Here is a 26,546-nt window from a genome sequence, read left to right as displayed (position 1 = left end):
GACAGGGTTGCTTATTCTTAATTGTGATTCGCTTGACGTGCTGTTGTGAGGAACCTTACAGTTCTGAACAAGCATCGGACATCCTACGTCCGATAAGTGACATGGATGGCGAGGCAACAGATGAGCAATTCTTTTGAAACCAGCGCGCTGCTGAACGACTCAAGCCGCCGCAACTTCCTCAAGCTGGCGGGCGTCATGGGTGCCGCCGCAGCTTTTGCAGGCTCCATTTCGGCCTGCAGCCCCGGAGGAAGCCCGGCCACGGGCGGCAGTGCTGCCGCCGCAGAAGGCACGGGATCGATCGAGGCCGGCATTTCCTACCAGCTCTCAACCGGGTTTGACCCGATGCTCTCCACGGGAGCAACACCCCAGGCCGCAAACCTGCATGTGTTTGAGGGCCTGACCGAACTTCACCCCGCAACCCGCGAGCCCTACCTGGCCCTGGCCGCCGCAGAGCCCGTCAAGGTCGACGACACCACCTACGAGGTGAAGCTCCGCAGCGGCGCGAAGTTCCACAACGGCGACCCGGTGACCACCGAGGACGTTGTGTTCTCCTATGAGCGGGTCCTCGATCCGGCGAACAAGTCCCTGTTTGCAGGGTTTATCCCCTTCATCGACACCGTGACGGCTAAGGACGACTCCACCGTCCAGTTCAAGCTCAAGTACCCGTTCCCGGGCTTCAGCCCCCGTATTTCCGTCATCAAGATCGTGCCGAAGGCCGTTGTGACCGCAGATCCCGCGGGCTTCGACCTCAAGCCGGTCGGCTCCGGACCGTACAGCCTGGTTTCCGCAGTCAAGGAAGACCGGATCGTCTTCAAGAAGTTCGATGACTACAACGGCAAATACCCGGCCCGCGTCGCAGACATGACCTGGCTGCTGCTGGCTGATCCCGCCGCACGCGTGGCCGCCGTTCCGTCCCGGACCCAGGCGATCGAGGACGTCCCCTACCTGGACGTGGACCAGCTCGCCAGCAAGGTTGATGTGGAGTCCGTGCAGTCCTTCGGCCTGCTCTTCCTGATGTTCAACTGCCAGAAGTTCGCCGACAAGCGCGTCCGCCAGGCACTGCACTACGCCATCGACACGGACGCGGTGATCACCAAGGCCCTGCTCGGCAACGCCACCGCGGCGACGTCCTACTTCCAGGAGGGACACCCTTCCTACACCAAGGCCGCCGGCTCCTACGGCTACGACGCCGAGAAGGCGAAGTCGCTGCTCAAGGAGGCCGGGATGGAGAACATCACCATCACCCTGACCTCCACGGACACCGGCTGGGTGACCCGCGTAGTGCCGCTGATCAAGGAGTACTGGGACGCCATCGGCGTCACCACCACCCTGGAAATCCTCCAGTCCGCTGCGGTTTACGCACCGGAAAAGGTGGGCGGAAAGAACTTCGACGTGCTGTGCGCACCGGGTGATCCCTCGGTCTTCGGCAACGACGGCGACATCCTGCTCAGCTGGTTCTACCGCGGCGCCACCTGGATGGAAAACCGCGCCGGGTGGAACACCACCCCGGAGTACGCGTCCGTGCAGACCAAGCTGGACGAGGCCGTGAAGCTCGACGCCGACAAGGCCAAGGCCATCCACGGCGACGTGGTGGACATTGTTTCCGAGGAAGTCCCGCTGTACCCGCTGTTCCACCGCAAGCTGCCCACCGCCTGGGACAGCAACGCACTGGACGGCTTCCAGCCGCTGCCCACGACCGGCGTCTCCTTCATTGGAGTCGGCCGCAAGTAACGGCACATCCCCGGCGGGGCGCCCACCTGCGGCGTCCCGCCGGATTTTTCCTGCGCATTGGAGTTATTGAGTGACAATGTTTATCCGCCTGCTTGGGCGCCGGCTTGCTGCCCTGCCGATCATGCTGCTGGGCGTGACGGTCATGGTGTTCATCGTGCTGTCCGTGGTCCCAGCAGACCGCGCCACCGCCGTCCTGGGTGAAAACGCCAGCGAGGAAGCCAAGGAGGCCTGGCGTGAAGAACGCGGCCTCAACGCTCCGCTGGTTGTCCAGTTCCTGCGCTACCTGGGCGGCGTTATCCGGCTGGATTTCGGCGTCACCAACCCGCCCGAAGAATCCGTGGCCACCAAGATCGCCGCGGCCTTCCCGGTCACCCTGCAGCTGACCTTCCTGGGCATCCTGCTGGCCATCGTCCTGGCCCTCACGCTCGGCATCACCGCCGCCCTGTACCGGGACCGCTGGCCGGACCAGGCCATCCGCATCTTCTCCATCGCAGCTATCGCCACCCCGTCCTTCTGGCTGGCGATCCTGCTGATCCAGTGGTTCGCCCTTCCCGAGGGATCCATCTTCCCCACCGGCGGGCTGGCCTGGGCAGAGCAGTACGGATTCGTGGGGTGGCTCTACTCCATGACGCTGCCGGCGCTGGCCCTGGGCATTCCCGTCTCGGCCTCGCTCATCCGCGTGGTGCGCACCTCCATGGTGGAGGAGCTGGACCGCGACTACGTCCGCACCGCGATCGGCAACGGTGTCCCCTACCGCACAGTGGTGGCCCGCAACGTCCTGCGCAATGCCCTCGTCACCCCGGTCACCGTACTGGGCCTGCGCGTCGGCTACCTGCTCGGCGGTGCCGTCGTCATCGAGAAAATCTTCAGCCTCAACGGCATGGGCGACCTGATTGTGGTGGGCCTGACGACGTCGGACACCAACCTGGTCCAGGGCGCGGTGCTCACCATCGCCGTCGCCTTTGTCCTGGTCAACATCGTGGTGGACCTTCTCTACCTGCTCATCAACCCCCGAATCCGGACGGTGTAACCATGCGCAACTCACTGGCCGAACGGCTCAGCAACACCGGAGCCCGCTTCACCGCTCTGAACCTCAGCTCCAAACTCGCCCTCGGATTCCTGACCTTCATCGTCCTGGTCGCGATCTTCGGGCCGCTCTTCGCCCCGTTCGAAGAAAACGAATCCAGTGCACCCGTGCTGCCGCCCGGCGGCGAACACATTTTCGGCACGGACGGTTCCAGCTACGACGTGTTCTCCCGCATGCTCTACGGAGCACGGGTGTCCATCGCGATCGGCCTCGGCGCCGTCGCACTGGCACTGATCCTGGGCTCCATCCTCGGTGCCGTCGCAGCCACGTCGCGCAAGGCCGTCAGCGAGACCGTGATGCGTATCCTCGACATCATGATGGCCTTCCCCGGCATCGCACTGGCCGCCGCCCTGCTGTTCGCCCTGCGCGACCACTCACTGAACCTCTTCGGTTCCACCGTTCCGGTGATCATCCTCGCGATCGCCATTGTCTACACCCCGCAGCTCGCCCGCGTGGTCCGGGCCAATGTGCTGGCCCAGTACGGCGAGGACTATGTCCGGGCCGAACGCGTGATCGGCGCCAGCCGCACCTACATCCTGCTCAAGCACATTGCCCGTAACTGCGCCGCACCCGTGCTGGTGTTCGCCACCGTGATGGTCGCCGACGCGATCATCCTCGAAGCGTCCCTGTCCTTCCTGGGCGCCGGTGTGCAGCAGCCCGCCGCGTCCTGGGGCAACGTGATGGCAGACGGCCGCAACGTGGTCTTCAGCGGTTCCTGGTGGCCGACCACGTTCGGCGGCATCACCATCCTGCTGACCGTGCTGGCGCTGAACATCCTCGCCGAGGGCCTGACCGATGCCATGGTCAACCCGCGGATCCGCAAGCCGCGGAAGGGTACGCAGGCACCTGCCGCCGTCGACGCCGTTGCCACCGCCGCCCAGCCGTCCGCCCTGGATGCAGCGGGCACCTCCCTGACGGAATCCGGCAGCGGCCGGCCTCCCGCAGAGGAAGCCGCCACCTCCACGGGAGCCAATGTTCACAAACCTGGCTCGCTGGAAGCCCTTGCCGCCGAGCTGGAGATGCTCGCCGCCGTCGAGGCGACCCGCACCGACCGGCTGCCCGCCGTGGCAGCGGACGCCCCGGTGATCCTGGAAGTAAAGGACCTCTCCATCCGCTTCCCGGAGCGCTACGGCGACACCGCCATCGTGGACCGGGTCAGCTTCACCGTCCGCGAGGGCGAGACCATGGGCCTGGTCGGCGAATCCGGCTGCGGCAAGTCCATCACCTCCCTGGCGATCATGGGCCTGCTCCCCCGCACCGCGCAGCTGACCGGGTCCATCCGGTTCAACGGCAAGGAACTGCTTACCAATGATCCGAAGGAACGCGACCAGCTCTACAAGGGGCTGCGCGGCGAGCAGATCGCCATGGTCTACCAGGACGCGCTGAGCTCCCTGAACCCGTCCATGCTCATCAAGGACCAGATGCAGCAGCTCACCCGGCGGGGCGGCCGCAAGAGCCCCCGCGAACTGCTCGAGCTGGTGAAGCTGGATCCGGACCGCACGCTGAAGAGCTACCCGCATGAGCTCTCCGGCGGCCAGCGCCAGCGCGTGCTGATCGCCATGGCACTCTCCCGTTCCCCGAAGATCGTGGTCGCCGACGAACCGACCACCGCACTGGACGTCACCGTGCAGAAGCAGGTGGTGGACCTGCTCAACGAACTGCGCGAGCAGCTCGGCTTCGCAATGGTCTTCGTCAGCCACGACCTGGCCCTGGTGGCCTCGCTGGCCCACCGGGTCACGGTGATGTACGCCGGACAGGTAGTGGAGTCCGGAGACGTTCCGGACCTGCTGGGCGACCCCCGGCACGAATACACCCGCGGCCTGCTGGGAGCGGTGCTGTCCATCGAGGCCGGCGCAGAACGCCTGCACCAGATCCAGGGCACCGTCCCCTCCCCGCGGGACTTCGCCCCGGGCGACCGCTTCGCCGAACGGTCGCTGCGGCCCGACGCCGATCCGAACCAGGTCCTGGAATTTGTCCAGGTGGGCGAAACCAACCACTACTGGGCCAGCCATGAGACGTCCAACCGCCAGGACCTCGTGGAAACCGGCACAAGCGCAAGGCAGGAAGCATGAGCAGCACGGACAGCAGCAACAGCCCCGTCCTGGAACTGAAGGGCATCAAGGTCCATCACCGGGCCCGCACCGGGTCCCTGTTCCGGCCCAACATCGTCAAGGCCGTGGACGGCGTGGACTTCACGGTGCGTCGCGGTGAAACCGTGGGCATCGTCGGCGAATCCGGCTGCGGCAAGTCCACGCTGGCTTCCGTCCTGGTGGGGCTGCAGGAGCCCACGGCAGGGGAAGTCCTCTTCCAGGGAACCAAGGTCAGCACCCGGGCCTCCTCCTCGAAGAAGACCTTCGGCCGCGCCGTCGGCGTGGTGTTCCAGGATCCGGCCACCGCCCTGAACCCGCGCATGACCATCCAGGACATCCTGACCGACCCGCTCCAGGTACACGGCATCGGCAACCAGCAGACCCGGCTGGCCAAGGTCCGGGAACTCCTGAGCCTGGTGGGGCTGCCGCAGTCCGCCGCCGAGGTAACCCCGCACCAGGTCTCCGGCGGGCAGCGCCAGCGCGTCGCCATCGCCCGGGCGCTGTGCCTGGATCCGTCGGTGATCGTGGCGGACGAACCGACGTCGGCCCTGGATGTTTCGGTGCGGGCGCAGGTCCTGAACCTGCTCTCCGACCTGAAGCGGGAACTGAACCTCGGCATGGTCTTTATTTCGCACGATATCCAGACCGTCCGCTATGTCTCGGACCGGATCTGCGTGATGTATTTCGGGCGGATCGTCGAGGAAGGCCCCGCCCGCGAGGTCTTCGACCGGCCCACCAATGATTACACCAAGAGCCTGCTCGGAGCAGCGCCCAGCCTTTTGCACGTCTAGAACTAGAACCAAGCACTGGAGAACCACTTGTCACACACACCCACATCCCGCTTCCACGGCGTAGTCCCGCCGGTTGTCACACCCCGCACCGCAGACGGGGCCGTTGATACGGCGTCGCTGGAAAAGCTGACCAAACACCTGCTCGAAGGCGGCGTTTCCGGACTGTTCGTCCTGGGTTCTTCCGGCGAGGTTCCCTACCTCACCAATGACGAGCGGGACGTCATCATGCGCACCGTCGCCGGCGTTAACGCCGGCGCTGTGCCCCTGATCGCCGGGGCCTGCGAGCAGACCACCCCGCGTGTCATCGAGGAGGGCCGCCGCCTGATCGACCTGGGCGCCGACGCCATCGTGGCGACCTCGCAGTTCTACGCCATCTCTGATGCCGCCGAAACCGAAACCCACTTCCGCTCCCTGCACGCGGCCCTCGATGTGCCCCTGTTCGCCTACGACGTTCCGGTCCGCACCCACTTCAAGCTGCCGCTGCCCGTGCTGGTCCAGCTGGCCCAGGACGGCGTCCTGGCCGGTGTCAAGGACTCCTCCGGCGACGACGTTTCCTTCCGCCAGCTGCTGCTGGCCACCAAGGACCTGCCGGACTTCGCCGTGTTCACCGGTCACGAGGTAGTGGTGGACGGCGCCCTGCTGGGCGGCGCCCACGGCGTGGTGCCCGGCCTGGGCAACGTGGATCCGGCCGGCTACGCGGCACTCTATGCCGCGTCCCAGGCAGGCAACTACGCCGAAGCAGCCCGGATCCAGGACCGCCTGGCCAACCTGTTCAACATTGTCTACGCGCCCACCCCCGGCCGCGTCTCCCCCGGTGCCGCAGGACTGGGCGCCTTCAAGACCGCGCTGGTGCTGCTGGGCGTCATCGAAACCAACGTTATGTCGGCTCCGATGACGGCACTCAATGAAGCTGAGACCGCCGTGATCCGCACGGTCCTCGAGCACAACGGGCTCCTCTAAGTTCCATGCGCCACGTCATCGGGATCGATCTGGGCGGCACCAAGACCGCGGGCGGAATTGTCGACGGCGGAGGGAACGTTGTGTTCTCCTCCACCGCCGCCACCCCCGCGCAGTCCGGCGCTGCAGCGGTGCTGGAGAATACCGCCGTCCTGGTCCGGTCCCTCCAGCGCGAGGCGGCCCGGCGCGGCCTGGACGTCGACGCGCTGGGCATCGGCTCGGCCGGTGTGATCGACTCCGGGCGCGGCGTGGTGGTATCCGCCACCGACGCCATCCTCGGGTGGGCCGGAACAGCGCTGACGGCTGAACTCTCCGCGCTGACCGGCCTGCCCGCCACCGCCCTGAACGACGTCCACGCCCATGCGCTCGGCGAGAGCTGGCTCGGTGCCGGGGCCGGGGTGCCCAGCGTCCTGTTCATCGGGATGGGCACCGGCGTGGGCGGCGGCTATGTACTGCACGGCGAATGCATCGAAGGCGCCAGTTTCACGGCCGGGCATGTGGGCCACTTTGCGTCCCCGTTCGCCTATGAGGCGGGCCAGCCGCTGCCCTGCAGCTGTGCCGGTGCCGGGCATGTGGAAGCCGTGGCCTCCGGGCCGGGAATCCACGCGCTCTACCGGCGCCTGGGCGGACGCGCTGCAGAGGACGGAGGGGCGGAGGACACCCGCGCTGTCTACCGTCTCGCGGCCGACGGCGATCCAACCGCTTCCGAGGCCCTGCGCCGCGGTGCGGCTGCTGCCGGATCCGCGATCGGCGGGCTGGCCAACATCCTCGATCCCGCCGTCGTTGTGGTTGGCGGCGGACTGGCCTTCGCGGGCCCGCTCTGGTGGGACCGGATGGAAACCGAAGCCCGCCGGGAACTGCTCCCCCCGCTGGCGAACCTGCGGATAGTTCCCGCACAGCTGGGCGAGACGGCAGCGATCCGCGGTGCCGCCCGCCGGGCCCTGATTCTCTTCCCTGTTACCGAAGGCACCCATGTTTAAGCTCGAAGCCCTCCGCTCCTCCCTGATCGTGTCCTGCCAGGCCTACCCCGGCGAGCCAATGCGTGATCCGCGCACCATGGCCCAGGTGGCACAGTCCGCGGTCACCGGCGGTGCCGCGGCCGTGCGGGTGCAGGGCATCAGTGACATCCAGGCGGTGCGCTCCGCCGTCGAAGTTCCTGTGATCGGACTCTGGAAAGACGGGCACGACGGCGTTTTCATCACTCCCACGCTGCACCACGCCCTGGCCTGTGCGAGCGCCGGCGCGCACATCGTGGCGCTGGACGGGACCCGCCGCGGACGTCCGGACGGACTGTCCCTGGCGCAGACCATCGCCGGTGTCCACGAGCACTCCCCCGCCCTGGTGATGGCCGACTGCGGGTCAGCGGCCGACGCCGTGGCAGCCGCCGAGGCAGGCGCTGACATTATCGGCACCACCCTCGCCGGATATACCGGTGAGCGGGAGAAAACCTCCGGACCGGACCTGGAACTCCTGCAGGAGCTCACGGCACTGGATCTGGGCCTGCCCGTTATTGCCGAGGGCCGGATCCACACCCCGGCCCAGGGTGCGGCCGCGCTGCAGGCGGGCGCGTTCGCCGTCGTCGTGGGCACCGCCATCACCCATCCGGCCACCATCACCAGCTGGTTCGCGGACGCCCTGGTGCCGTGATCTCTTTTCGGGACCGGGTGGACCCGGAGCTGCTGCCGGGCCTGGCGTATTCGGAGGCGTTTCCGCCGCCGGTGACGCCCGGTGAGCTGGCGGAGTTCCGCGCCCGGGCCGCCGCGCCGTCAGCTGCGGTGGCCGCTGCGGGCGTGGAGGTCCGGGACATCTCGGCGGACGGCCTTGCCCTGCGGGTTTTCACTCCGCCTGGCCCGGGACCGCACCCGGCGGTGTACTGGCTCCACGGCGGCGGAATGATTGCCGGCAGTGTGGAGCTGGATACGGCGTACTGCTCTGCCCTGTGCTCCCGGACGGACACCGTAGTGGTGGCAGTGGACTACCGGCTGGCACCGGAGCATCCGTATCCGGCCGCCCTGGAGGACGCGCTGGCGGGACTGCAGTGGCTGTTCGCCTCCGCAGAGGAGCTCCGCGTGGATCCGCAGCGCGTAGCCCTGGCCGGTTCCAGTGCCGGCGGCGGCCTGGCGGCAGGGCTGGCGCTGCTGAACCGGGACCAGCAGGGTCCCTCCCCCGCGTACCTGTATCTGATGTACCCCATGCTCGACCCCACACACAGCTCCGGCTCAGCCCGCGAGTTCACCGGGATTCCCACCTGGAACCGGGGCCACAGCCAGTTCGCCTGGAACTGCTATCTGGGTGCCGGTGCCGGGAGTGCCTCGCCGTACGCTGCGCCGGCACTGGCACAGGACCTGTCCGGACTGCCGCCCACCCTGATCCAGACCGGAGAGCTGGATCTGTTCCGGGACGAGGACATCAGCTTTGCGCTGCGGCTGCTCCAGGCCGGCGTTGCGGCCGAGCTGCACGTTTATCCGGGCGTGTATCACGGCTTTGAACTGAACTGCCCTGAATCCTCCGTGGGCCGCCAGAGCCTGCGGGACCGGGACCAGGCGCTGGTCCGGGCACTGCACGGTGCGGCTTTGCCCGCTGCGCTGCCAAAGCCGGATTCCCCAACGATTTCCACCCCCACCCCCAATACCCCCGCGGAAGGTTCACTGTTATGAGGCTCGAAGGCTGGCACATTGTCATCATCGTCGTTCTGGCGATCCTGCTTTTTGGTGCACCGAAGCTCCCCGGCCTGGCGCGCAGCGTCGGCCAGTCCCTGCGGATCTTCAAGTCCGAGGTGCGGCAGCTGAAGGACGAGGACGGCCCGTCGGCACCAGCCACGGACCCCGTGACCGGCGCCGTCATTCCGCCGGTGGTTCCTGCGGCCGGCACACCCCAGGCCAGCGCTCCGGTGCCGCCCGCCGGAGTGCCGCACCCCAGGGCTTAGCCCCCGGCAAACCCAGCAACAAAAACTCCGGGGCTGCCGGTCACCACTGGTGACCGGCAGCCCCGGAGTCTTTTTCTGTTTCTTTGGGTTCAGCCAGAGCGCTCTACTTCAGCCGCACCGGCTCACCCAGAAGCCGCCCTGCTGCGTTGCCCGCACCGGCAACGCTCCAGGTGGTGTCCGGGACAAAATAGCCGCGCGTTACATCCGCGGCGGTCACCGTGTGCTGCGGGGTGGAACAGGTGTAGCTGGCACCGGCTCCCAGGCCCAGATACCGGCAGTTGCCCGCGCCCGGCGGCAGGAACGGACTGAAGTTGCCGGCCGTGGGGGTTACGGACGCCGTCGCAGTCCCGGTGTTACTGACCGCGAACCGGTACGGAACCGCTTCACCCGCGGTGTAGGGGTTGGCAGCGACATTCCGCCCGGTATCCGTGCGGCTGCCGGTGACGGTTACCCCGGTGACCGCCGCCGTCGGAGCCTGGATTCCGGACTTGAGCGCAACCGGGTAGCCGAGCACCTTGTCGGTGCCGGTGGCTGCACCGGAAACGGACCAGGTGGTATCCGGCACAAAGTAGCCATCGGCGGCTTCTTCCGCCGTCACCGTATGGGCCGGTGTGCTGCAGGTGTAGGACGCCCCCGCAGCCAGCGAGAGGTAGCGGCAGTTGCCCGCGCCCGGAGCGGTCAGCGGCGCGAAGTTGCCTGCGGTGGGGGCGACGGCGACGGTGCCGGTGTTTTTGTTGGTCACGGTAAAGCTGTAGCTGACTGACTGGCCCGCGGTGTACGGGTTGGCCGCGAGGTCGCGGGAGGTATCGATGCGGGTCCCGGAGATCTCCACCCCGGCGATGGTGGTGGTGCTGGGCGCCGGGGCCGGGGTGCAGCTGTTGAGCCAGCTGTCGCTGAACTTGGCGAAAACAATCCCGTTGCTGTAGTTCGATTCATAGAGCACACCGACCTGCCCGCTTTCCAGCCGGGTCACGGTGGAATAGGCGGAGAATCCGGAGCGGATGGTGCGGGGAACTCCCCAGGTGGCGCCGTCGTCGCAGGAGACCCGGGCGGAAACATTCTGCCGGTTGTCCGGATGGTCGGCATTGGTGAAGATCAGCTTCTTCGCGTCCTCGCTGCCGGCGGGAGCATCCGGGAAGAGCCGGGCAATAGCCGCGTTGTTCGCGGGATCGGTCAGGGCCGTGTCCAGGGTGACGGGCCCATAGGTGGCGCCGCCGTCGGTGGAGATGGCCACCTTGCGGGCATTGTCCGCGGCGTTGTTGGAGCGGGAGTTAAGCATGACCCGGCCGTCGGACAGCTCCACGGTCTTGTTTTCATCCATCCGGGTGCCCACGTTGGCACCCTTGACCCAGGTGGCACCGTGATCATCCGAGTACACGCTGTAGGCCTGGATCGCGTTGGTGCCGTCAGCCTGCCGGATGTCACCGGCAAACTGCTGGACCAGCCGGCCGGCGTTGGCACCGTAGCGCAGCTGGATCCCTTCGCCGGAGCTGGCGAACATGGCGCGCACGTCCCCGGGCTGCGGGTTGGTGGTGCTGGCGCCGGGCTTGACCACGTTGGTGATCAGCCGGGGCTTCCCCCAGGTGAGGCCGCCGTCGCTGGACTCGGTGACCTGGGCGCTGAGAACGTTGCGGTTGGCGTCATCGTTGCCGAACGAACCGCTGCCGAATCCGGTGTTCTTGGAATAAACCGAGAACAGGAACAGCTTTCCGGTCTCGGCGTCGTAAACGAAGCTGGGATCGCTGTAGCCGTACTTGCCCGCGCCGTTGTTGGCCGCGTCCGCGAAGCCCGCCAGGATGGTCCGCTGGGTGTCCCAGGTGGCGCCGCCGTCGGTGCTGCGGCGCATCACGATCGAGTTGGGGTTAGGTGAGTCCGCGGCGTTGGTGGGCCGTCCGTCCCAGGCTGCGACCACCACGCCGTCGCCGAGGTAGCTGAGCGCGGGGATGCGGTAGGCGGCAAATGGACTGACCACAGTTGAGCCAAGGTTCTGCTCGCTGAACGTCCCCGGCGGATCGGTGGGAGCCGCCGCGGCGGGGACTGCCGCCACCAGCATTCCGGAGAGGGCTACAACGCCGGCCAGGGCAGCAGCGCTCAGGCGTTTGAAGGGCCTTCGGCGATATGTTCGGGACATTCCGGTCCTTTCAGTGGGCCGGCACGGATACCGGCTTGGGGCTTCTGCCGCCAAACCGGCGGCAGAGCCAGCCCTCCCCGGACAGTCAAAGCTGCAGTGCCGCACAGCCTGACGAAATCCAACGTTGGACATCCTACAACCGTAGTGATGCGTCTCACTAGGAGCAATGGAGTCCGTGGTTTTTGGGGTCGGTAAACCGAAAGTTGTTCTGACTGCCGATCGAAGTGGCCTGGGCGGGCCGGGACGCCTCCGCGGACTCCCCGGCTCCCGCTGGCTCCCCGGCCCCGAACGGCCGGTGTTTCTAGCGGCGTCCCAGCACCGCGACCAGGAAGTCCGATTCGACGTCGAACGGGCGCAGGTCCCAGGTGGAGAACTTCTGCTGCAGAACCAGCCCGGCCGCCGAGGCGTCCTCGAAGAACGTCCCGAAGTCATAACCGCGGCCGGCTCCGAAGCCCACCACGATGCGCCCGTTGGGGGCGAGGTGCCCGCGCATGCGTGCCAGGACCTCGGGGGCGGTTCCCGGCGCGAGGAAGGTCATCACATTGCCGGCGCTGACGATCAGGTCGAACGGCTCGTCGATCCCGGCAGCGGGCAGGTCCAGTTCGGCCAAATCCATGGTGAACCAGGGGACGTCCGGGAAGTCCTTCTTCGCGGCTGCGATCAGGTCCGGGTCAACGTCCACACCGACGACGTCGTGTCCGCGGCGGGCGAGCTCCCCACCCACCCGGCCCGGGCCGCTGCCGGCGTCGAGAATCCGGGCTCCGCGCGGCAGCATGGCATCGATCAGCCGGGCTTCACCGGCCAGGTCGGCGCCCTGCTCCCGCATCTTCTCGAAGCGTTCGATGTACCAGGCTGAATGCTCCGGGTTCTGGCGTTTTTTGGCTTCCCACAGGGTTTCTTTGCGCACCCCTCAAGCCTACGCGTCCAGCAGTGATAGAAGTCCTGGGGCCAGGCCTAGACCCCGTTGATGCGGATCTGGTTGCCGGCCGGATCGCGGAATGCGCAGTCGCGGATGCCGTAGGGCTGGTCGGTCGGTTCCTGGATGACTTCGGCGCCGGCGGCCTGCACCCTGTCGAAGGCAGCGTCAACATCGGGCGAGGCCAGGACGATCGTGGCGAAGGTTCCCTTCGCCATCATCTCGGCGATCATCCGGTTCTCCTCCTCCGTGATGCCGGGATCCGCCGCCGGCGGGTAGAGGACCACGGAGACTTCCGGCTGGTCGGCGGGGCCTACGGTGATCCACCGCATTCCCTCATAGCCGACGTCATTCCGTACTTCGAAGCCCAGGGCGTCGCGGTAGAAGGCCAGGGACTCATCGGGGTCGGTCTGGGGCAGGAAACTGTTGTGTATGTTGAGGTTCATGCCGGTAACGATAGTTACCGGGCTGCGGGCTGCGCTTCTCGATTCCTGACCGGTTTGAGGACCCTCTTGGCCATGCAGGCGGGAATCCCGTTCACCGACTCAGCGTGCTCGCGCCGGTAGATACTCGGCGGCACACCCACCAGTTCGGTGAACCGGGTGCTGAACGTGCCCAGGGAGGAACAGCCGACGGCGAAGCACACCTCGGTGACGGAGAGGTCGCCGCGGCGGAGCAGTGCCATGGCCCGTTCGATCCGCCGGGTCATCAGGTAGGAATACGGTGCTTCGCCGAAGGCCCGCTTGAACTCCCGGCTGAGGTGCCCGGGGGAAAGGTGTGCGTCGCGTGCGAGCGCCTCCACATTCAGCGGCTGCGCGTATTCCCGGTCGATCCGATCCCTGACCCTCCGCAGCACCACGAGATCGCGCAGGCGCTGTTCATGGGGTGCACGGGTGGGCATGCGGCTACTTTAGGCCCGCGGGAGGGGACAGCGGTAGGGGGTACGGCAGGCACTGACCGTCCGCTCATCGTTCGGAACCACCGAACGGGTCTGCGGAAGAACCCGCTGGCCTCCGCCGTCCCCTCCCCACAGGATGGACTTATGAACCTGTCCGCTCCAGAGACCTCCAATGACGGAGGAGCCCGCGTAGAGGCGGACATCGTCTTTGCCTCCCGGCCTTCCGGTGACCTGTTACTGGACCTCTACCATCCGCCGCGGGCTGAGGGCCCTGTACCCGTGGTGCTCTGGCTGCACGGCGGCGGCTGGTTCACCGGCGACCGTGCCTTGGCACCGGACCTGGCCCGGCATGCCGCAGCCACCGGGTGCGCCGTGGCCAGCATCGAATACCGGTTGTCCGGGCAAGCACTCTTCCCCGCCCAGCTTTTCGATGTGCGCGAGGCCATCCGCTTCCTGCGTGCCGGTGCTGAACGGTTCGGCCTGGATCCGCGCGCAGTCGGGGTGTGGGGTGCCTCGGCGGGCGGACACTTAGCTGCTCTGGCCGGACTCACCGGTCACCTTGCCCAGCTCCCCGGCGAACCTGTACCAGAGGGCGAGGCTGATGCCTCCGTGCAGGCTGTGGCTGAATCCTACGGTCCGGTTGACCTGGCCGCCGTGGTCGCCGAAGCTGAGGCCGCTATCCCGAGAATGAACGGAGCATCGTCGCCCGAGGCCCGGCTTCTGGGAGGCCACCCGGCCGGACTACCGGACCTCGCACGGTATGCCAGCCCGCTCAGCTGGATCAGTGCGGCCGCTCCTCCGTTCCAGATCTCCCACGGCACCGGTGACGTCCTGGTTTCCCACCGGCAGAGTGAGCTGCTGCATGAGGCCCTCACCGCAGCCGGCGCTTCCAGCGAGCTTCACCTTCTCGATGGCTACCGGCACGGATTCCTCAATCCGCCCGGCTTGCTGGACGTGCAGCTCAGCGGGGTCATGGACGACGGGCGGCTGTTGGCCGAGGAACCAACCCCCTCCCTGCGCCGCACCTCGGCTCAACCTGACCTGAAGGAGACGGTGTTCGGCTTCGAAGACATCGAGGTTTTCTTCCGCCGCCATCTCTTCGCTGAAACAGCAGAATCTACGGAAGGAAAACCCCTTGACCAGTACCAATCTTGAGACCATGCAGGGGCTCGCGCCCGTTGTGAATGCCCTGCCCGGTGAGCCCGTCCCCTACTACCTCGCTTCGGGCGAGGGGCTGCGTTACGAATGCGATGGCCAGCTATGGACAGTCATTGCCAGAGGAACCGACACCGGCGGGCTGTTCGATGCCGCCTACATCCTCGGTCCGCGCGGGGCGGAGTCGCCCTTCCACAGCCTTCCGTCACATCAGCGCTCCTATTTCGTTGTCGAGGGAAGCGTACAGTTCTGGCTCTCGGGGCAATCCCGGATCCTGGTGCCGGGGGACTCCATCCACGTCCCCGAAGGGGCTCCGGTGGCCTACCGGATGCTGTCCCACATGACCAGACTCCTGTTCTTCTCCGCCCCCTCCGGGGCGCTTGACGCGCTCACCGGAACGCGCCGGACCGTGGACCGCCACGTCTATTCCACGGAAGGAACAGGCGAACTGTATCTGCCCGGCACCGCCCAACTGCATGATCTGCCGCGCGCCGCCGCACAGGAGATCTGGGACGAAACCCTTCCAGCAGCGGAGGAGGGGTACTTCGTCCGCTCCCGCGGAGGTGACCGGCGCGGGTGGCCCGACTCCCTTAACGCCTACGCGGCCCGGGGCCGCACCACGGGTGGCCGGTATTTCGCGGTCAACACCCTAGCCGCCCCGCAGCCCTACATCATCCGGCACTTCCACCAGCAGCACACCGAAAATTTCCTCTGCCTCACCGGACGCATCTGGCTTTGGGTCAACGGCCAGGAGCTTCTCCTCACGGCTGGGGACTTCCTGCATGCTCCTGCCGGAACGGTGCACAGCTTTGCGATCGCTGCCCACAACACCCAGATGCTCGGACTGCTCACGTCGGACGTTTTCGAGCCGTTCTTCGATGTCACGGGTGTACCCACTGATGAGTTCGTGCACACCGAAGGCTTGATCGACCCGTCCGTGGTTATGCGCGGGATCCAGAGCACCCCGGATCTGGACCTGGTGGTCGTGGGCGGTCCGCCGGAACGTGTCCGGGCTGCCGGACTGTAGCGGTCTGGCTGGTCCACGCTGCTGTGATGCCTGCCGTGCCGCCCCGGGCCCTGCTGGCAGGATAGGTCCAAACCCGCCACTTGTGGCAGGACCACACCAAACAGACGAGCAGCACTATGGACCTCACCATTCATCACCTCCGGTGTTTCTTAGCCGTGGCCCGGGAACTGCACTTTGGCCGGGCGGCCTCGCAGCTGCATCTGAGCCCGTCGGCGCTCAGCGAGCAGATCTCAAACCTGGAGGGCCGGTTGAACCACCCGCTGTTCCACCGCTCCTCACGCACTGTGGAGCTAACCGACTACGGTCAGCGGCTGCTTCCCCTGGCGCAGGAAGCGGCCGCAGCCATGGACAAAGTCCTGGAATGGGGTGAGAAGGCAGCAGAAGAAGCCCACCTCCGGGTGGGCCTTATGGTCTCCAGCACGGGCTTCCGCACCATCATGTCCGCGGCGGCTCAGCACATGCCCCGGGTGCAGTGGGACATCCGGCAGCTGGGATTCCTGCATTGTTTTGATGCGCTGGAAAAGAACGAGGTGGATTGTGCTTTCATCATCGATCTCGGCCTCGAACTGCCTCCCCATTTTCGGTCTGTCCCGCTCTGGCAGGAGCCCTGCGTGCTCGTAGCCTCCGAACAGCACCCGCTGGCCGGCAGGGAAACCGTGAAGCTGGCCGATCTGACTGAGGAAACCTTTATTACCGTCCGGGACGCGGAAGCATCCACCCGCTGGTTCGGCGCACTGGACGCCGTCGGCGGTGCACCGCGGATGCTGGCCGCTGCACGAAACTTCGAAGAGGTCCTGGAACTGTGCAGCGCCGGCCTGGGCGTCAATATCGCCGGAAGTGCCGCAGCAGACACGTATGACCGCCCGGGACTTCGCTTTATCCCGATCGAAGACGCGCCGCCGGCCACCACCACACTGTTCCTCCGGTCAGGCAAGACCTCACCGGCGCTGGATCAATTCATTGGTCTGGCAACAGCGCTGGCAAATTCCTGAACCTGCGGTCCGCGGCCTGAATGATCTGTCCTCCGATATGACATAAATCGATGCCAGGCATCTAATTCATGAAAATTATTGTGGTCCACCGGTTTGGCTGGAAGCATCCTTGCAACGCACCGCGCTGCATTGGGCCGGGCCGGACAGGAAGACCTAGGAAAGCAGGCAGAGTCATGAAGGCGAAATCCAGAGGATTCGGACGGGCAGCAGCCAGCATCGGCATGATCGCTCTGCTGGTCACGGCAACCGGATGCGGCAGGTCCGCGGCCCCGGCAGCCGACGGCGGCAGCTCGGCTTCCGCCTCCGTGGACGCAGGCGCAGCAGCCGAGAGCCTGGTTCCGGCGGACCTCCGCGAGAAGGGAGTCCTGAAGGCCGCGACCGCCGAGGGGTATCCCCCGATGGAGATGTACAAGGACGGCACCACCGAACTGATCGGTGTGGATCCGGAACTGGCAGAGCTGATTGCCGGGCAGCTGGGGCTGAAGTTCGAGATCACCAATGCCTCCTTTCCCGGGCTGATTCCCGGCCTGCAGTCCAACCAGTGGGACCTGGCTATCTCCTCCATGAGCGACACCGAGGAACGCCGGCAGGCAGTCGACTTTGTCGACTACTTCGTTGCCGGCGGCGCCATCATGGTCAACAAGGGCAACCCGGAAGGCATCACCGGCATCGCCGACCTGTGCGGAACGAATGTGGTCGGAGCCAAGGGATCTTCGAACCTCGCCATCCTGCAGGACTACTCGGAGACCGAGTGCAGCACTCCGATGACCATTTCGGAGTCGGAGGACGCTCCCACCGGGCTGCTGCAGCTGGACACCGGCCGGGCCATCGCCACCGTGGTCGACTACCCGGTCGCCGCCGAGCTGGCGGCCAAGTCCGGCAAGTACGAGGTGCTGGAAGAGCAGTACGAGGCAGGCCCCTGGGGCATCGCCGTGGACAAAGCCGACCGGGAGCTGACCAACGCGGTGAAGGCCGCCCTGCAGGAACTGATCGACGACGGCCGGTACCAGGCCCTGCTGGAGAAGTACGGAGTGTCCAGTGCCGCCGTCGAGACCGCTGAAATCAATGCCGGCCAGTAATACCGACACCTCGGATTCAGCGCGCACGGACGCCGCGGAGCTTCCGCTCAATGCCCGGCGTGCTCCCGCGTGGGGGCGCTGGATCGGCGGGGCGGCCGCCGCGGTTTTCGGGCTGTGGGTCCTCTACGTCCTGGTGGTGACTCCGAATATCCACTGGGACGTGGTGGCCGGCTCCCTCACCGCCGGGCCGGTCCTGGAGGGCCTGTGGGTGACCATCGCCCTGAGCACCATCTCCATGGTCATCGGGATCGTCATCGGCCTGGTGGCTGCGGTTATGCAGTTGTCCAAAAACCCGGTGCTGCGGCTCGTCGCCGGTGCCTTCTCCTGGTTCTTCCGCGGCACGCCCCTGCTGGTACAGCTGCTTTTCTGGTTCAACCTCGGCGTGATCTTCCCCCGGCTGGAGTTCGGCATCCCGTTCGGCGGGCCCAAGCTCTTCGGTGTGGAGGCGTCCATCATCACGCCCTTCGTGGCCGGACTGCTGGGCCTGGCGATCAACGAGGGGGCCTACATGTCCCAGATCATCCGGGCCGGCATCCTCTCGGTGGACAGCGGGCAGCGTGAAGCTGCCGAGGCCATGGGTATGTCCCGGGGCCGCATCATGAGCCGGATCATCCTGCCCCAGGCCATGCGCATCATCCTGCCGCCCACCGGCAACCAGTTCATTTCAATGCTCAAAACCTCCTCGCTGGTTTCGATCATCGCCGGCTCCGACCTGATGACGGTGGTGCAGCGGATCTATCTGGGCAATTTCGAGGTGATCTCGATGCTGATTGTCGCGTCCATCTGGTATCTGGTCCTGACCACGGTGGCCACCGTCGGCCAGCACTTCCTGGAGAAGAAGTACTCCAAAGGCTTTGACGGCAGAACTCCCGTGCGGAGCAAAGTACTGGCAAATCTCTCCCCGTCATCCCTTAGAAAGCCAGGGCGCCATGAATGACCTGATTGTCCATGCCCGCTCCGTCCGGAAGAGCTTCGGGGAGAACAACATCCTCAAGGGAATCGACCTCTCCATCTCCGCCGGGGAGGTTGTCTGCATCATCGGCCCGTCGGGCTCGGGCAAGACCACCCTGCTGCGCTGCCTCAACCGTCTGGAAACCATCGATTCCGGCCGGGTGTGGATCAACGGAGAGCTGCTGGGGTTCGTGGAGCAGCCTGACGGAACACTCCTGGAACGCCGGTATGACGACCTGCGGCGCCAACGCCAGGGCATCGGCATGGTCTTCCAGCGCTTCAACCTCTTTCCGCACATGACGGCGCTGGAGAATGTGGTGGAAGGCCCCTGGAAGATCAAGGGTGAACCGCGTGCGGCGGCGGTGGCCCGCGCCGAGGATCTGCTGACCAGCGTGGGGCTCGGGGATCGGATGCATTTCCATCCGGCCCAGCTCTCCGGCGGCCAGCAGCAGCGCGTGGCCATCGCCCGGGCGCTGGCAATGGAACCCCAGCTGATGCTCTTCGATGAACCAACCTCGGCGCTGGACCCGGAGCTGGTGGGCGAAGTGCTGGCAGTGATGCAGGACCTGGCGGACTCCGGGATGACGATGGTGGTGGTCACGCACGAGATGTCCTTCGCCCGGACGGTTGCCGACCGGGTGATCTTTATGGCGGACGGCGTCGTTGTGGAGTCCGGCAGCGCCGAACAGGTCCTGTCCGATCCGCAGCACCAGCGCACCGCCGACTTCCTGGCCAGGGTCCGCTAGTGCCGGGCGTTTACCTGCTGCGCGGTGGACTGGTGGTCGACGGCAGCGGGGCCCCTGCCGTGCCTGCCGACGTCGCCCTGTCCCACGGGCGCGTGGTGCCGCCGGGAACCGTGAATCCGCAGGACGCGGCCGTTCTCGACGTGACCGGCCTGGTGGTCAGCCCGGGATTCATCGACGTGCATACCCACTCCGATGCGACCGCCCTGGATCCCCATCCCACTCCCCCGGACCTGGCCTGGGCCGCGGCACGGCAGGGCGTCACCACGGAAATTGCCGGCAACTGCGGCTACTCCCTGTTCCCCGCCGCGCAGGACGGCGCGCATGCCGCGGGCCTGCGGGACTTCTGCACCGCACTGCTCGGCCCGGCCGGCGATCCGGTTCCCGGCATGGACGGCTTCGCCGAGCGTCACAACAGTGCCGAACGCGTCAACAACATCGCGTCGCTGCTGGGGCATTCGACCCTCCGCGCGGCGGTTATGGGCTTCGCGCAGCGCAGCGCAGCGCCGGAGGAAACCGGCCGGCTGTGCACGCTGCTCGATGAGGCCCTGGCCGCCGGGGCAGCGGGATGGTCCTCCGGGCTGATCTACCCGCCGGGAACCTACGCTGACACCGCGGAGCTCATCGCCCTGGGCCGGATATCAGCCAGGCACCGGGCGCCCTACGTGACGCATCTGCGGGACGAGATGAGCGGTGTGGAAGCAGCCCTGGACGAAGCGCTGGAAATCGCCCGGCAGTCCGGCACGGCCCTGCACGTTTCGCACCACAAAACCGCCGGCAAGTACGCCGTCGGAAAGTCCGCAGCGACGCTGGCCATGATGGACGCCGCACGGGCGGAAGGCCTGGACGTCACCTGCGACGTGTATCCCTACGTGGCGGGCAGCACCTCCCTGCACGCGATGCTGCCGCCCTGGGCGTCAGCCGGCGGGTTCCAGGCCCTGCTGGCCCGGCTGGCAGAACCGGTGCAGCGGGAGCGGATGCGGGCCTCCATCGAACACGGTGAACCCGGCTGGGAGAACACCATCGGCAACGGCGGCTGGGACCGCATCGACGTTGCCGGCGCACCGCGGCATCCGGCAGCCGAAGGGCAGAGCATCGCCAAGCTCGCGGCGCAGGCCGGGCAGGACCCGGTGGACTTCGTGGCGGACCTGCTGCTGGCCGAATCCGGAGCCGTCACCATCATTTCCCACTCCATGGATGAGGCGGACATGCAGCGCGTGCTGGCCCACCCCGGCACCATGATCGGCTCGGACGGTGTGCCGCGGGACGGCAAACCGCACCCCCGCTGGGCCGGTACCTTCGCGCGGATCCTGGGCCGGTATGTGCGAGAACTCGGCCTGCTCTGCCTCGAGGATGCCGTCCGGCGGATGACAGCACTGCCGGCCGAGCGGTTCGGGCTGGCCGGCAGGGGCCTGCTTGCCCCCGGAGCCGTGGCCGACGTCGTCGTTTTTGATCCGGCGGCCGTAGCGGACCAGGCAACGTTCACCGACCCGCTGCAGCTGCCGCTGGGCATCGAGCACGTCTTCGTCGCCGGGCAGGAGGTGCTCCGCGGCCAGCAGCTGACCGGCGCAGCTCCGGGCGTCACCGTGCGGCGCCGGGCTTAGCGGTGCAGAACCGGGAAACCGTGTCAGGAGGAGGCGGCGTCGACGGCCGCCGCAAGCTGCCGCATCTCCGCGTCCAGCCGCTGCGCGGTGTCCCGGAGGTGCTCCATAAAGGCGGGCACCAGCGGATTGGGATTGTCCGCCCGGGTGGCGGCCCGGATGTGCCGTGCCGATGGATGCGGGGTGGACAGTGTGCGCAGCGGCACCCGGCTGCGTTCCGCGACCGGTCCCAGGCTGAGCGCGGGCACCAGGGCAAAACCGATGCCTGCCGAGACCATGCCCAGGGTGACGTCGTAGTGGTCCGTCCGGCAGCGCACGTTGGGGGTGTAACCGGCTGCGGCGCAGATCCGGTCCACGAGGGCCACCTCGTTATCCATTCCCTCGGTGGCGATCCACTGCTCGCCGGAGAGGTCCGCGATGCTGATCAGTCCCCGGGCCCGGGGCCGGTAACCCGGCGGGACGGCAATGAAATGCGGATCCACCAGCAGCGGTTCATAGGTGACCTTCGGCGTCCTGCCCGGGCTGGTCTTGGGCGGTCCCGCCGAATAGTCGAAAACGACGGCGACGTCGAGTTCCGTGCTGAGCAGCCGCGGGACCAGCTCATGGGGCTGGCCGGGAATGAGGTTCAGTTCAACGTGGGGACGACCGGCCATAAACGCGGACAGGGCAGTGGGCACCAGTTCAAGTCCGGCCGAGGCGAAGAACCCCAGGCTCAGGCGGCCGCGCTCACCCCCGCCGAGCTCCCGGATTTCCTGCTCCGCCCGCTGCATCAGCTCCGCGACGGACTCGCTGTGCTCCGCCAGCCGGCTGCCCGCGGCGGTGAGCCACACACCCCGGGGGCCCCGCTCGATGAGCCGGGTCTCCAGCTCCCGCTCAAGCGTCGAGATCTGGTGCGACACCGCGGAGGGCGTCAGCTGCAGCTTTTTGGCGGCAGCGGAGATGCTGCCCGTCCGGGAGACTTCGAGCAGGGCTACCAAGCGGGCGAAGGACAGCATGCCCGCCATTATTCCGCCTTGTCCCGGCCATATGAGAGCATTTCGCCATGCCCGTGAGTTCCGCCTGCAGCGACGGCGTTCCAAAGCTCGCCTACCAGGCCGTCGACGCGGCCGGCCGGGTGCTGGCCTCCCGCGGTGCCGATACCGTTTTCTACTCCGCCAGCACCATCAAACTTGCTGTCCTGATCGCCGCCGTGCGGCAGGTCGATGCTGGCCGGCTCAGCCTGCAGCAGCCGGTCACGGTGAAGGACCGGTTCCCCAGCCGCGTCCCCGGAGCCGGGGACTTCGTCTTCGAACCCGCAGAGGCAGACCAGGGCATGCCGCCGGCCGGCAGCACCATTTCCCTGGCCGATGCCCTGGGCCGGATGGTTTACGCCTCCTCCAACTCCGGAACCAACATGGTCCTGGAACTGACCGGCATGGAAGCAGCGGCCGAAGCCCTTGAGCTCTGCGGGGCGGCGTCGTCGCGCCTGGAGCGTCTCATCAGCGATCATCCCGCCCGGGACGCCGGGTTCACGCATGAAACGACGGCGGCCGACCTGGTCCGGATCATGCGCACCATCGTTTCCGGTGCAGCGGCCGGATCGGCCAGCACCCGTTTTATGCTCGAGCAGCTGCGCCGCCAGGAATATCCCGTGATTGGCAGCATCCTGCCCCGCGCCGTCGACTGGGGCAGCAAGTCCGGCTGGGTGGACGGCATCCACCACGACGTGGCGTTCGTTGGCACCCCGGGCACTGCCGGCTCCTATGTGCTTGCCGTCTGCACCCAGGGCTACGGACAGGAGCAGGCACTGGAAGCGATCCGGTCTGCCGCTTCGGCGGTGCAGTCTGCGCTGACAGTCTCGCTCACCGCCGACACCTGATTTACCGTAGGTGGGAGGCGCACGGTGCCGGGCCGGTTGCAGGAAGGACCATGCGATGAGTGACGCCGCAAAGACCGGCAGCCGGACGGGCGGGGTGCTGGCAGCCACATGCATCTCCACCCTGGTGGTTAACGCGAACACGTCCGCAGTCAGCATCCTGCTTCCGGCGATCTCCGCGGACACCGGAACGTCGGTGACAACCCTGCAGTGGGCAGTCACCGGCTACTCCCTGGTCGGTGCTGCAGTGATCGTCACCTCGGGCTCACTGGGCGATGTTTTTGGACGCCGGCGGGTCTTCCAGCTCGGGCTGCTGCTGTTCGTGCTGTCCTGCGTGATGATTGCCCTTGCCGGGTCCGGCGGGATGGTCATAGCCGGCCGCGTTATTCAGGGAGCTGCCGGAGCAACCATTCTGGCCTGCGGGCTGAGCCTGCTGTCAGTCGCGAATTCCGGTGACGCTCAGCTGCGGGCTGTCTCCCTGTGGGGTGCGGCCGCGGCTGTCGGGGCTGCCGCCGGGCCGTTGGCCGGGGGGCTGCTGGTTGATGCCACAGGCTGGCAGGGACTGTTCTGGATCGACGCCGGCGTAGCTGTCCTGTGCATGGCCCTGACCGCGGCAACCGTTGCCGAGTCGCGGGACCCGGACCGGCCACGGACCATCGACTACGCGGGCACCCTCTTGATTGCGCTGACCCTGACGCCGCTCATCCTCGGCGTCACCCAGAGCGGTGAGTGGGGATGGCTTTCGATCGGCACCCTCGGCTGCTTCGCGGTCACAATCGCCGCCGGCTACGCCTTCATCGTCGTCGAAGGGCGGGTGGCCGTTCCGCTCCTGGACCTCGCCCTGCTGCGCAACCGCGTCCTGGTCGGTTCGACCATCGCCATCCTCATCGGAGCGGGCACCATCAACGCCCTGATGTACCTCTTGAGCCTGTACTTCCAGGACCCCGCAACCCTGGGCCTCAGCCCGCTTCAAGCCGGGCTCGCCACCCTTCCCGCGACTGTCGGGCTTGTGGTCGTGGCGCCCTTCGTACCGCGGCTGGCGGCGAAGTTCGGTGGCCGGCAAACCATCGGACTGGGATTCGCCCTGACCACAGCGGGATTCATCATCGTTGGGTTCGTCCACCCCTCGTGGACCTATTCCCTGTTCCTGACACCGTTGATTGCCATTGCGGTCGGCATGGGTTTATCCAACGGCCCGGCGTCGTCGGCAGCAACCGCGGCAGTGCCGGAGAACCAGGTTGGAGGGGCATCCGGAGTATCCAACATGGCACGGTATGTCGGCGCTGCGGTCGCCACCGCGCTGGCCGCCACCATTTACGGCAACGTGATCGGCGCCCGGTCCACTGCCGGCGCACCAATCAGCGACGCCCTGGCCGCCGGGTTGGCCGCGGCCTCGTGGGCGATGGCAGTTTTCAGCTTCCTCGGGGTCCTGATGGCGTTTGTCATCGCACGCCACCGTGCGCCGAAGGGCACGCTGAACGACGCCGCGGCCGCTGCTGCAGCCACGTCCTTCACACTGCCAACCTCGGCGACGCCCGAACCCACCGACCGGAACCGCTAAGCACAGACCGGATCCAACAACGGGTGCACTGAGCCATTCCGGCGCACATAGCTGGTGCCCCGGGGGGCCGGGTTTCATACTTGAGCCACATCCCTGATTTGCCATCGTCACACGGAGGCACTCATGAGTAAGCGAGCGATTTTTCAGGAAGCACCGTGAGTGCCGACGCCCCGCCGGACGGAACCGCACCGCCGCCGCCGGCCCGCACCCGCCCCACCAACACGCAGTGGATCTCCTGGATCGCACTGGCGATGATGACCACCAGCTCCGTGGCCAGTCTCCGGGCCGCCCCCACGATGGCCGTCTACGGTTTGGCCTGCGTCTTCCTCTACGTGGTCCCGGCGATCGTTTTCCTGCTCCCCACCTCGCTGGTTTCCGCCGAGCTGGCTTCGGGCTGGACCGGCGGCGTCTACAAGTGGGTCTCGGAGGGCATCTCCAAACCGATGGGATTCCTCGCGGTGTGGTGCCAGTTCGCGATGACCATTTTCTACTACCCCAGCCTCCTGGGGTTCGTCGCCAGCACACTGGCCTACGTCATCAATCCCCAGCTCGCGAGCAGCGGGGTGTGGACCGCCTGCGTTATCATCGTCGTCTATTGGTCCGGGGTCTGGGTGTCCTCCCGCGGCACCAAGGGCGTGGCCGGGCTCGCCAGCGGCGGGCTGATCATCGGGACGCTGGTCCCCGGCGTCGTCCTCGTCACCCTCGGCATCGTCTTCCTCGGCCAGGGCAACGTTTCGGCTGCCCCCATGACCGCTGAGAATCTCCTTCCGGCCTGGGCCGGGCTCTCCAGCCTCGTCCTCATCGTCAACAATTTCCTGTCCTATTCAGGGATGGAAATGAACGCTGTCCACGTGTCTTCGCTGAAGAACCCGGACAAGGAATACCCCAAGTCCATGTTCCTGGCCATGGGCCTGGTGCTCGCCATCTTCATCCTGCCCGCCCTGGCAATCAGCTGGATCGTCCCCGCCGAGCAGCTGTCCCTCACCGCAGGGGTGATGCAGGCCTTCGACGCCGTCTTTGCCAATTTTGGGTGGCAATGGCTGACTCCGATCGTTGGCATCATGCTGGTCACCGCGTCCCTTGGCGGGATGCTCACCTGGCTGGCCGGTCCGTCCAAGGGGCTGCTGCTCATCTCCCGGCAGGAAGGGTATCTTCCCCCGTTCCTGCAGAAACTGAACAAGAACGGGGTCCAGCAGAACATCCTGGTGGTCCAGGGAATCGTCACCACGATCATCGGGCTCGCGTACGCGCTGCTTCCGAACGTGTCGAGTGCGTACTGGATCTTCTCCGTGATCACGACGCAGGTGTACCTGATTATGTACCTGCTGATGTTCGTTGCCGCGGTCCGGCTGCGCCGGAAGCAACCCGACCACCCGCGCGGTTTCCGGGCTCCCATGCTGCTGGGCCTGTGCGGGGTGGGCTTCGCTGCATCCTTGGCCGCCCTGCTGGTCGGGTTCGTCCCGCCGTCGCAGTTCGCCTCCGGCAACCCGGGAATCTACGTCCTGGTCGTGGGCGGCGGTGCCCTCGGCCTGGGCCTGCTGGTGCCGTTCCTCTTCTACCGGTTCCGTAAGCCGTCCTGGAAGCAGGGCCCAGCCGCGGAGGTGGACTCATGAGCACGCCAGCGGAGCATGAGCCCAAACGCCAGCGCACCTGGATCTACATCGTGGCCTGCGTGCTCCTCGCCGGCCTGGCAGTGTGGGCGCTGCTGGCGTTCAACACGGCCAGGAACAACCGGCAGGCCCAAGAGAAAGCGGAGCGGTTTATTACCCTGGTCGAGGCTTCCGGCATCAGTGCCCCCGACCAGGATCAGGTGGCCCGTGTGCTGGGCGACGACGGCGGTGCGGCCTGCGCCAATCCGAACGCCGCGCTCAGCCGGGCAACCCTGAACTCGATGCTGGCCAACGGGGCAACCGGGCCCGGCGCGCGGCCGATCATTTCCGAAAGCCGCGCGGTCAAGGGGCAGCTGCTCATCATCGAGGTCTATTGCCCCGAGCATCTGGACGATTTCAAAGCCTCCATCGAGGAACTCAAGACCGAAAACACGGGAGGCTGAGC

At 66.8% G+C, this 26,546-nt stretch carries 25 protein-coding genes; 20 read left to right on the top strand and 5 right to left on the bottom strand.

What is annotated here, in order from left to right; genetic code table 11:
* The first annotated feature begins 120 nt into the window (after positions 1 to 120).
* The 9 genes from AL3_RS09155 to tatA all read left to right on the top strand — a co-directional run bounded on the left by AL3_RS09155 (position 121) and on the right by tatA (position 9,582).
* The gene (locus AL3_RS09155) at positions 121 to 1,731 is read left to right on the top strand and encodes an ABC transporter substrate-binding protein (protein ID WP_066299722.1); all 1,611 of its coding nucleotides are present in this window, start codon (positions 121 to 123) and stop codon (positions 1,729 to 1,731) included.
* 70 nt (positions 1,732 to 1,801) lie between these two features.
* The gene (locus AL3_RS09150; protein ID WP_066299721.1) at positions 1,802 to 2,761 is read left to right on the top strand and encodes an ABC transporter permease; all 960 of its coding nucleotides are present in this window, start codon (positions 1,802 to 1,804) and stop codon (positions 2,759 to 2,761) included.
* A gap of 2 nt (positions 2,762 to 2,763) precedes the next feature.
* A complete protein-coding gene (locus AL3_RS09145; protein WP_066299718.1) occupies positions 2,764 to 4,890 on the top strand; it encodes a dipeptide/oligopeptide/nickel ABC transporter permease/ATP-binding protein in 2,127 nt (708 codons plus the stop codon).
* Positions 4,887 to 5,699: an ATP-binding cassette domain-containing protein gene (locus AL3_RS09140; protein ID WP_066299715.1), complete on the top strand. Its 813-nt coding sequence runs from the start codon at positions 4,887 to 4,889 to the stop codon at positions 5,697 to 5,699. Before AL3_RS09145 ends, AL3_RS09140 begins: the two co-directional genes overlap by 4 nt.
* 27 nt (positions 5,700 to 5,726) lie before the next feature.
* Positions 5,727 to 6,659, top strand: a complete 933-nt coding sequence (locus AL3_RS09135; protein WP_066299712.1) for a dihydrodipicolinate synthase family protein — start codon at positions 5,727 to 5,729, stop codon at positions 6,657 to 6,659.
* Between the two features lie 5 nt (positions 6,660 to 6,664).
* The gene (locus tag AL3_RS09130) at positions 6,665 to 7,636 is read left to right on the top strand and encodes an ROK family protein (RefSeq protein ID WP_066299708.1); all 972 of its coding nucleotides are present in this window, start codon (positions 6,665 to 6,667) and stop codon (positions 7,634 to 7,636) included.
* Entirely contained in the window at positions 7,629 to 8,303 is a 675-nt protein-coding gene (locus tag AL3_RS09125) for an N-acetylmannosamine-6-phosphate 2-epimerase (protein ID WP_066299706.1), read from the top strand. The genes AL3_RS09130 and AL3_RS09125 overlap by 8 nt, the downstream gene beginning before the upstream one ends.
* On the top strand, positions 8,300 to 9,313 hold the full coding sequence (locus tag AL3_RS09120; RefSeq protein WP_066299703.1) for an alpha/beta hydrolase: 1,014 nt from the start codon (positions 8,300 to 8,302) through the stop codon (positions 9,311 to 9,313). The genes AL3_RS09125 and AL3_RS09120 overlap by 4 nt, the downstream gene beginning before the upstream one ends.
* Positions 9,310 to 9,582 carry a Sec-independent protein translocase subunit TatA gene (gene tatA, locus AL3_RS09115; RefSeq protein WP_066299699.1) on the top strand — a complete coding sequence of 91 codons (273 nt, stop codon included), beginning with the start codon at positions 9,310 to 9,312 and terminating at the stop codon, positions 9,580 to 9,582. Before AL3_RS09120 ends, tatA begins: the two co-directional genes overlap by 4 nt.
* Positions 9,583 to 9,685: 103 nt before the next feature.
* On the opposite strand, the gene AL3_RS09110 is transcribed toward tatA, so the two are convergent.
* The 4 genes from AL3_RS09110 to AL3_RS09095 all read right to left on the bottom strand — a co-directional run bounded on the left by AL3_RS09110 (position 9,686) and on the right by AL3_RS09095 (position 13,530).
* Positions 9,686 to 11,713 (bottom strand): sialidase family protein, encoded by a 2,028-nt coding sequence (locus tag AL3_RS09110; RefSeq protein WP_066299696.1) that lies wholly within the window; start codon positions 11,711 to 11,713, stop codon positions 9,686 to 9,688.
* A 301-nt stretch (positions 11,714 to 12,014) separates the two neighbouring features.
* The gene (locus tag AL3_RS09105) at positions 12,015 to 12,620 is read right to left on the bottom strand and encodes a class I SAM-dependent methyltransferase (RefSeq protein WP_066299693.1); all 606 of its coding nucleotides are present in this window, start codon (positions 12,618 to 12,620) and stop codon (positions 12,015 to 12,017) included.
* Between the two features lie 47 nt (positions 12,621 to 12,667).
* Positions 12,668 to 13,075, bottom strand: coding sequence for a VOC family protein (locus AL3_RS09100; RefSeq protein ID WP_066299692.1), 408 nt, complete (start codon positions 13,073 to 13,075; stop codon positions 12,668 to 12,670).
* A gap of 14 nt (positions 13,076 to 13,089) precedes the next feature.
* Positions 13,090 to 13,530 (bottom strand): helix-turn-helix transcriptional regulator, encoded by a 441-nt coding sequence (locus AL3_RS09095; RefSeq protein ID WP_066299691.1) that lies wholly within the window; start codon positions 13,528 to 13,530, stop codon positions 13,090 to 13,092.
* A 141-nt stretch (positions 13,531 to 13,671) separates the two neighbouring features.
* On the opposite strand from AL3_RS09095, the gene AL3_RS09090 reads away from it, so the two are divergent.
* From AL3_RS09090 to AL3_RS09060, 7 genes are all read left to right on the top strand, one after another.
* Positions 13,672 to 14,682, top strand: coding sequence for an alpha/beta hydrolase (locus tag AL3_RS09090; RefSeq protein WP_066299688.1), 1,011 nt, complete (start codon positions 13,672 to 13,674; stop codon positions 14,680 to 14,682).
* On the top strand, positions 14,663 to 15,709 hold the full coding sequence (locus AL3_RS09085) for a quercetin 2,3-dioxygenase (RefSeq protein WP_246168728.1): 1,047 nt from the start codon (positions 14,663 to 14,665) through the stop codon (positions 15,707 to 15,709). Before AL3_RS09090 ends, AL3_RS09085 begins: the two co-directional genes overlap by 20 nt.
* Before the next feature lie 116 nt (positions 15,710 to 15,825).
* A complete protein-coding gene (locus tag AL3_RS09080; protein WP_151724092.1) occupies positions 15,826 to 16,701 on the top strand; it encodes a LysR family transcriptional regulator in 876 nt (291 codons plus the stop codon).
* A 173-nt stretch (positions 16,702 to 16,874) separates the two neighbouring features.
* Positions 16,875 to 17,780, top strand: coding sequence for an ABC transporter substrate-binding protein (locus AL3_RS09075; RefSeq protein ID WP_083521612.1), 906 nt, complete (start codon positions 16,875 to 16,877; stop codon positions 17,778 to 17,780).
* Positions 17,767 to 18,717, top strand: coding sequence for an amino acid ABC transporter permease (locus AL3_RS09070; RefSeq protein WP_066299682.1), 951 nt, complete (start codon positions 17,767 to 17,769; stop codon positions 18,715 to 18,717). Before AL3_RS09075 ends, AL3_RS09070 begins: the two co-directional genes overlap by 14 nt.
* Positions 18,710 to 19,477: an amino acid ABC transporter ATP-binding protein gene (locus AL3_RS09065; protein WP_066299680.1), complete on the top strand. Its 768-nt coding sequence runs from the start codon at positions 18,710 to 18,712 to the stop codon at positions 19,475 to 19,477. The genes AL3_RS09070 and AL3_RS09065 overlap by 8 nt, the downstream gene beginning before the upstream one ends.
* Positions 19,477 to 21,078 (top strand): N-acyl-D-amino-acid deacylase family protein, encoded by a 1,602-nt coding sequence (locus tag AL3_RS09060; RefSeq protein ID WP_066299677.1) that lies wholly within the window; start codon positions 19,477 to 19,479, stop codon positions 21,076 to 21,078. The genes AL3_RS09065 and AL3_RS09060 overlap by 1 nt, the downstream gene beginning before the upstream one ends.
* 23 nt (positions 21,079 to 21,101) lie before the next feature.
* Here AL3_RS09060 and AL3_RS09055 read toward each other — a convergent pair whose 3' ends face one another.
* Positions 21,102 to 22,079, bottom strand: coding sequence for a LysR family transcriptional regulator (locus tag AL3_RS09055; RefSeq protein WP_066299673.1), 978 nt, complete (start codon positions 22,077 to 22,079; stop codon positions 21,102 to 21,104).
* 38 nt (positions 22,080 to 22,117) lie between these two features.
* Here AL3_RS09055 and AL3_RS09050 point away from each other — a divergent pair, with 38 nt between their 5' ends.
* The 4 genes from AL3_RS09050 (at position 22,118) to AL3_RS09035 (ending at position 26,544) form a co-directional block, all read left to right on the top strand.
* The gene (locus AL3_RS09050) at positions 22,118 to 22,933 is read left to right on the top strand and encodes a serine hydrolase (RefSeq protein WP_066299665.1); all 816 of its coding nucleotides are present in this window, start codon (positions 22,118 to 22,120) and stop codon (positions 22,931 to 22,933) included.
* A 55-nt stretch (positions 22,934 to 22,988) separates the two neighbouring features.
* The gene (locus AL3_RS09045; RefSeq protein WP_066299661.1) at positions 22,989 to 24,491 is read left to right on the top strand and encodes an MFS transporter; all 1,503 of its coding nucleotides are present in this window, start codon (positions 22,989 to 22,991) and stop codon (positions 24,489 to 24,491) included.
* Positions 24,492 to 24,646: 155 nt separating this feature from the next.
* Positions 24,647 to 26,104, top strand: coding sequence for a glutamate/gamma-aminobutyrate antiporter GadC (gene gadC / locus AL3_RS09040; RefSeq protein ID WP_066299660.1), 1,458 nt, complete (start codon positions 24,647 to 24,649; stop codon positions 26,102 to 26,104).
* A complete protein-coding gene (locus AL3_RS09035) occupies positions 26,101 to 26,544 on the top strand; it encodes a hypothetical protein (protein WP_066299654.1) in 444 nt (147 codons plus the stop codon). Before gadC ends, AL3_RS09035 begins: the two co-directional genes overlap by 4 nt.
* The last annotated feature ends 2 nt before the right edge of the window (positions 26,545 to 26,546 follow it).

This window comes from Arthrobacter luteolus NBRC 107841, assembly GCF_001552075.1.
Classification (GTDB): domain Bacteria; phylum Actinomycetota; class Actinomycetes; order Actinomycetales; family Micrococcaceae; genus Arthrobacter_B; species Arthrobacter_B luteolus.
The sequence above is the reverse complement of the archived record's forward strand: the minus strand, read 5'-3'. Positions and strand labels throughout refer to the sequence as shown.

Coding starts and splice junctions, on each gene's coding strand:
- AL3_RS09095 (WP_066299691.1), bottom strand. CDS start 13,530: ATGCCCACCCGTGCACCCCATGAACAGCGCCTGCGCGATCTCGTGGTG.
- AL3_RS09155 (WP_066299722.1), top strand. CDS start 121: ATGAGCAATTCTTTTGAAACCAGCGCGCTGCTGAACGACTCAAGCCGC.
- tatA (WP_066299699.1), top strand. CDS start 9,310: ATGAGGCTCGAAGGCTGGCACATTGTCATCATCGTCGTTCTGGCGATC.
- AL3_RS09075 (WP_083521612.1), top strand. CDS start 16,875: ATGAAGGCGAAATCCAGAGGATTCGGACGGGCAGCAGCCAGCATCGGC.
- AL3_RS09140 (WP_066299715.1), top strand. CDS start 4,887: ATGAGCAGCACGGACAGCAGCAACAGCCCCGTCCTGGAACTGAAGGGC.
- AL3_RS09050 (WP_066299665.1), top strand. CDS start 22,118: ATGCCCGTGAGTTCCGCCTGCAGCGACGGCGTTCCAAAGCTCGCCTAC.
- AL3_RS09125 (WP_066299706.1), top strand. CDS start 7,629: ATGTTTAAGCTCGAAGCCCTCCGCTCCTCCCTGATCGTGTCCTGCCAG.
- AL3_RS09045 (WP_066299661.1), top strand. CDS start 22,989: ATGAGTGACGCCGCAAAGACCGGCAGCCGGACGGGCGGGGTGCTGGCA.
- AL3_RS09035 (WP_066299654.1), top strand. CDS start 26,101: ATGAGCACGCCAGCGGAGCATGAGCCCAAACGCCAGCGCACCTGGATC.
- AL3_RS09090 (WP_066299688.1), top strand. CDS start 13,672: ATGAACCTGTCCGCTCCAGAGACCTCCAATGACGGAGGAGCCCGCGTA.
- AL3_RS09145 (WP_066299718.1), top strand. CDS start 2,764: ATGCGCAACTCACTGGCCGAACGGCTCAGCAACACCGGAGCCCGCTTC.
- AL3_RS09130 (WP_066299708.1), top strand. CDS start 6,665: ATGCGCCACGTCATCGGGATCGATCTGGGCGGCACCAAGACCGCGGGC.
- AL3_RS09080 (WP_151724092.1), top strand. CDS start 15,826: ATGGACCTCACCATTCATCACCTCCGGTGTTTCTTAGCCGTGGCCCGG.
- AL3_RS09065 (WP_066299680.1), top strand. CDS start 18,710: ATGAATGACCTGATTGTCCATGCCCGCTCCGTCCGGAAGAGCTTCGGG.
- AL3_RS09100 (WP_066299692.1), bottom strand. CDS start 13,075: ATGAACCTCAACATACACAACAGTTTCCTGCCCCAGACCGACCCCGAT.
- AL3_RS09055 (WP_066299673.1), bottom strand. CDS start 22,079: ATGGCGGGCATGCTGTCCTTCGCCCGCTTGGTAGCCCTGCTCGAAGTC.
- AL3_RS09070 (WP_066299682.1), top strand. CDS start 17,767: ATGCCGGCCAGTAATACCGACACCTCGGATTCAGCGCGCACGGACGCC.
- AL3_RS09110 (WP_066299696.1), bottom strand. CDS start 11,713: ATGTCCCGAACATATCGCCGAAGGCCCTTCAAACGCCTGAGCGCTGCT.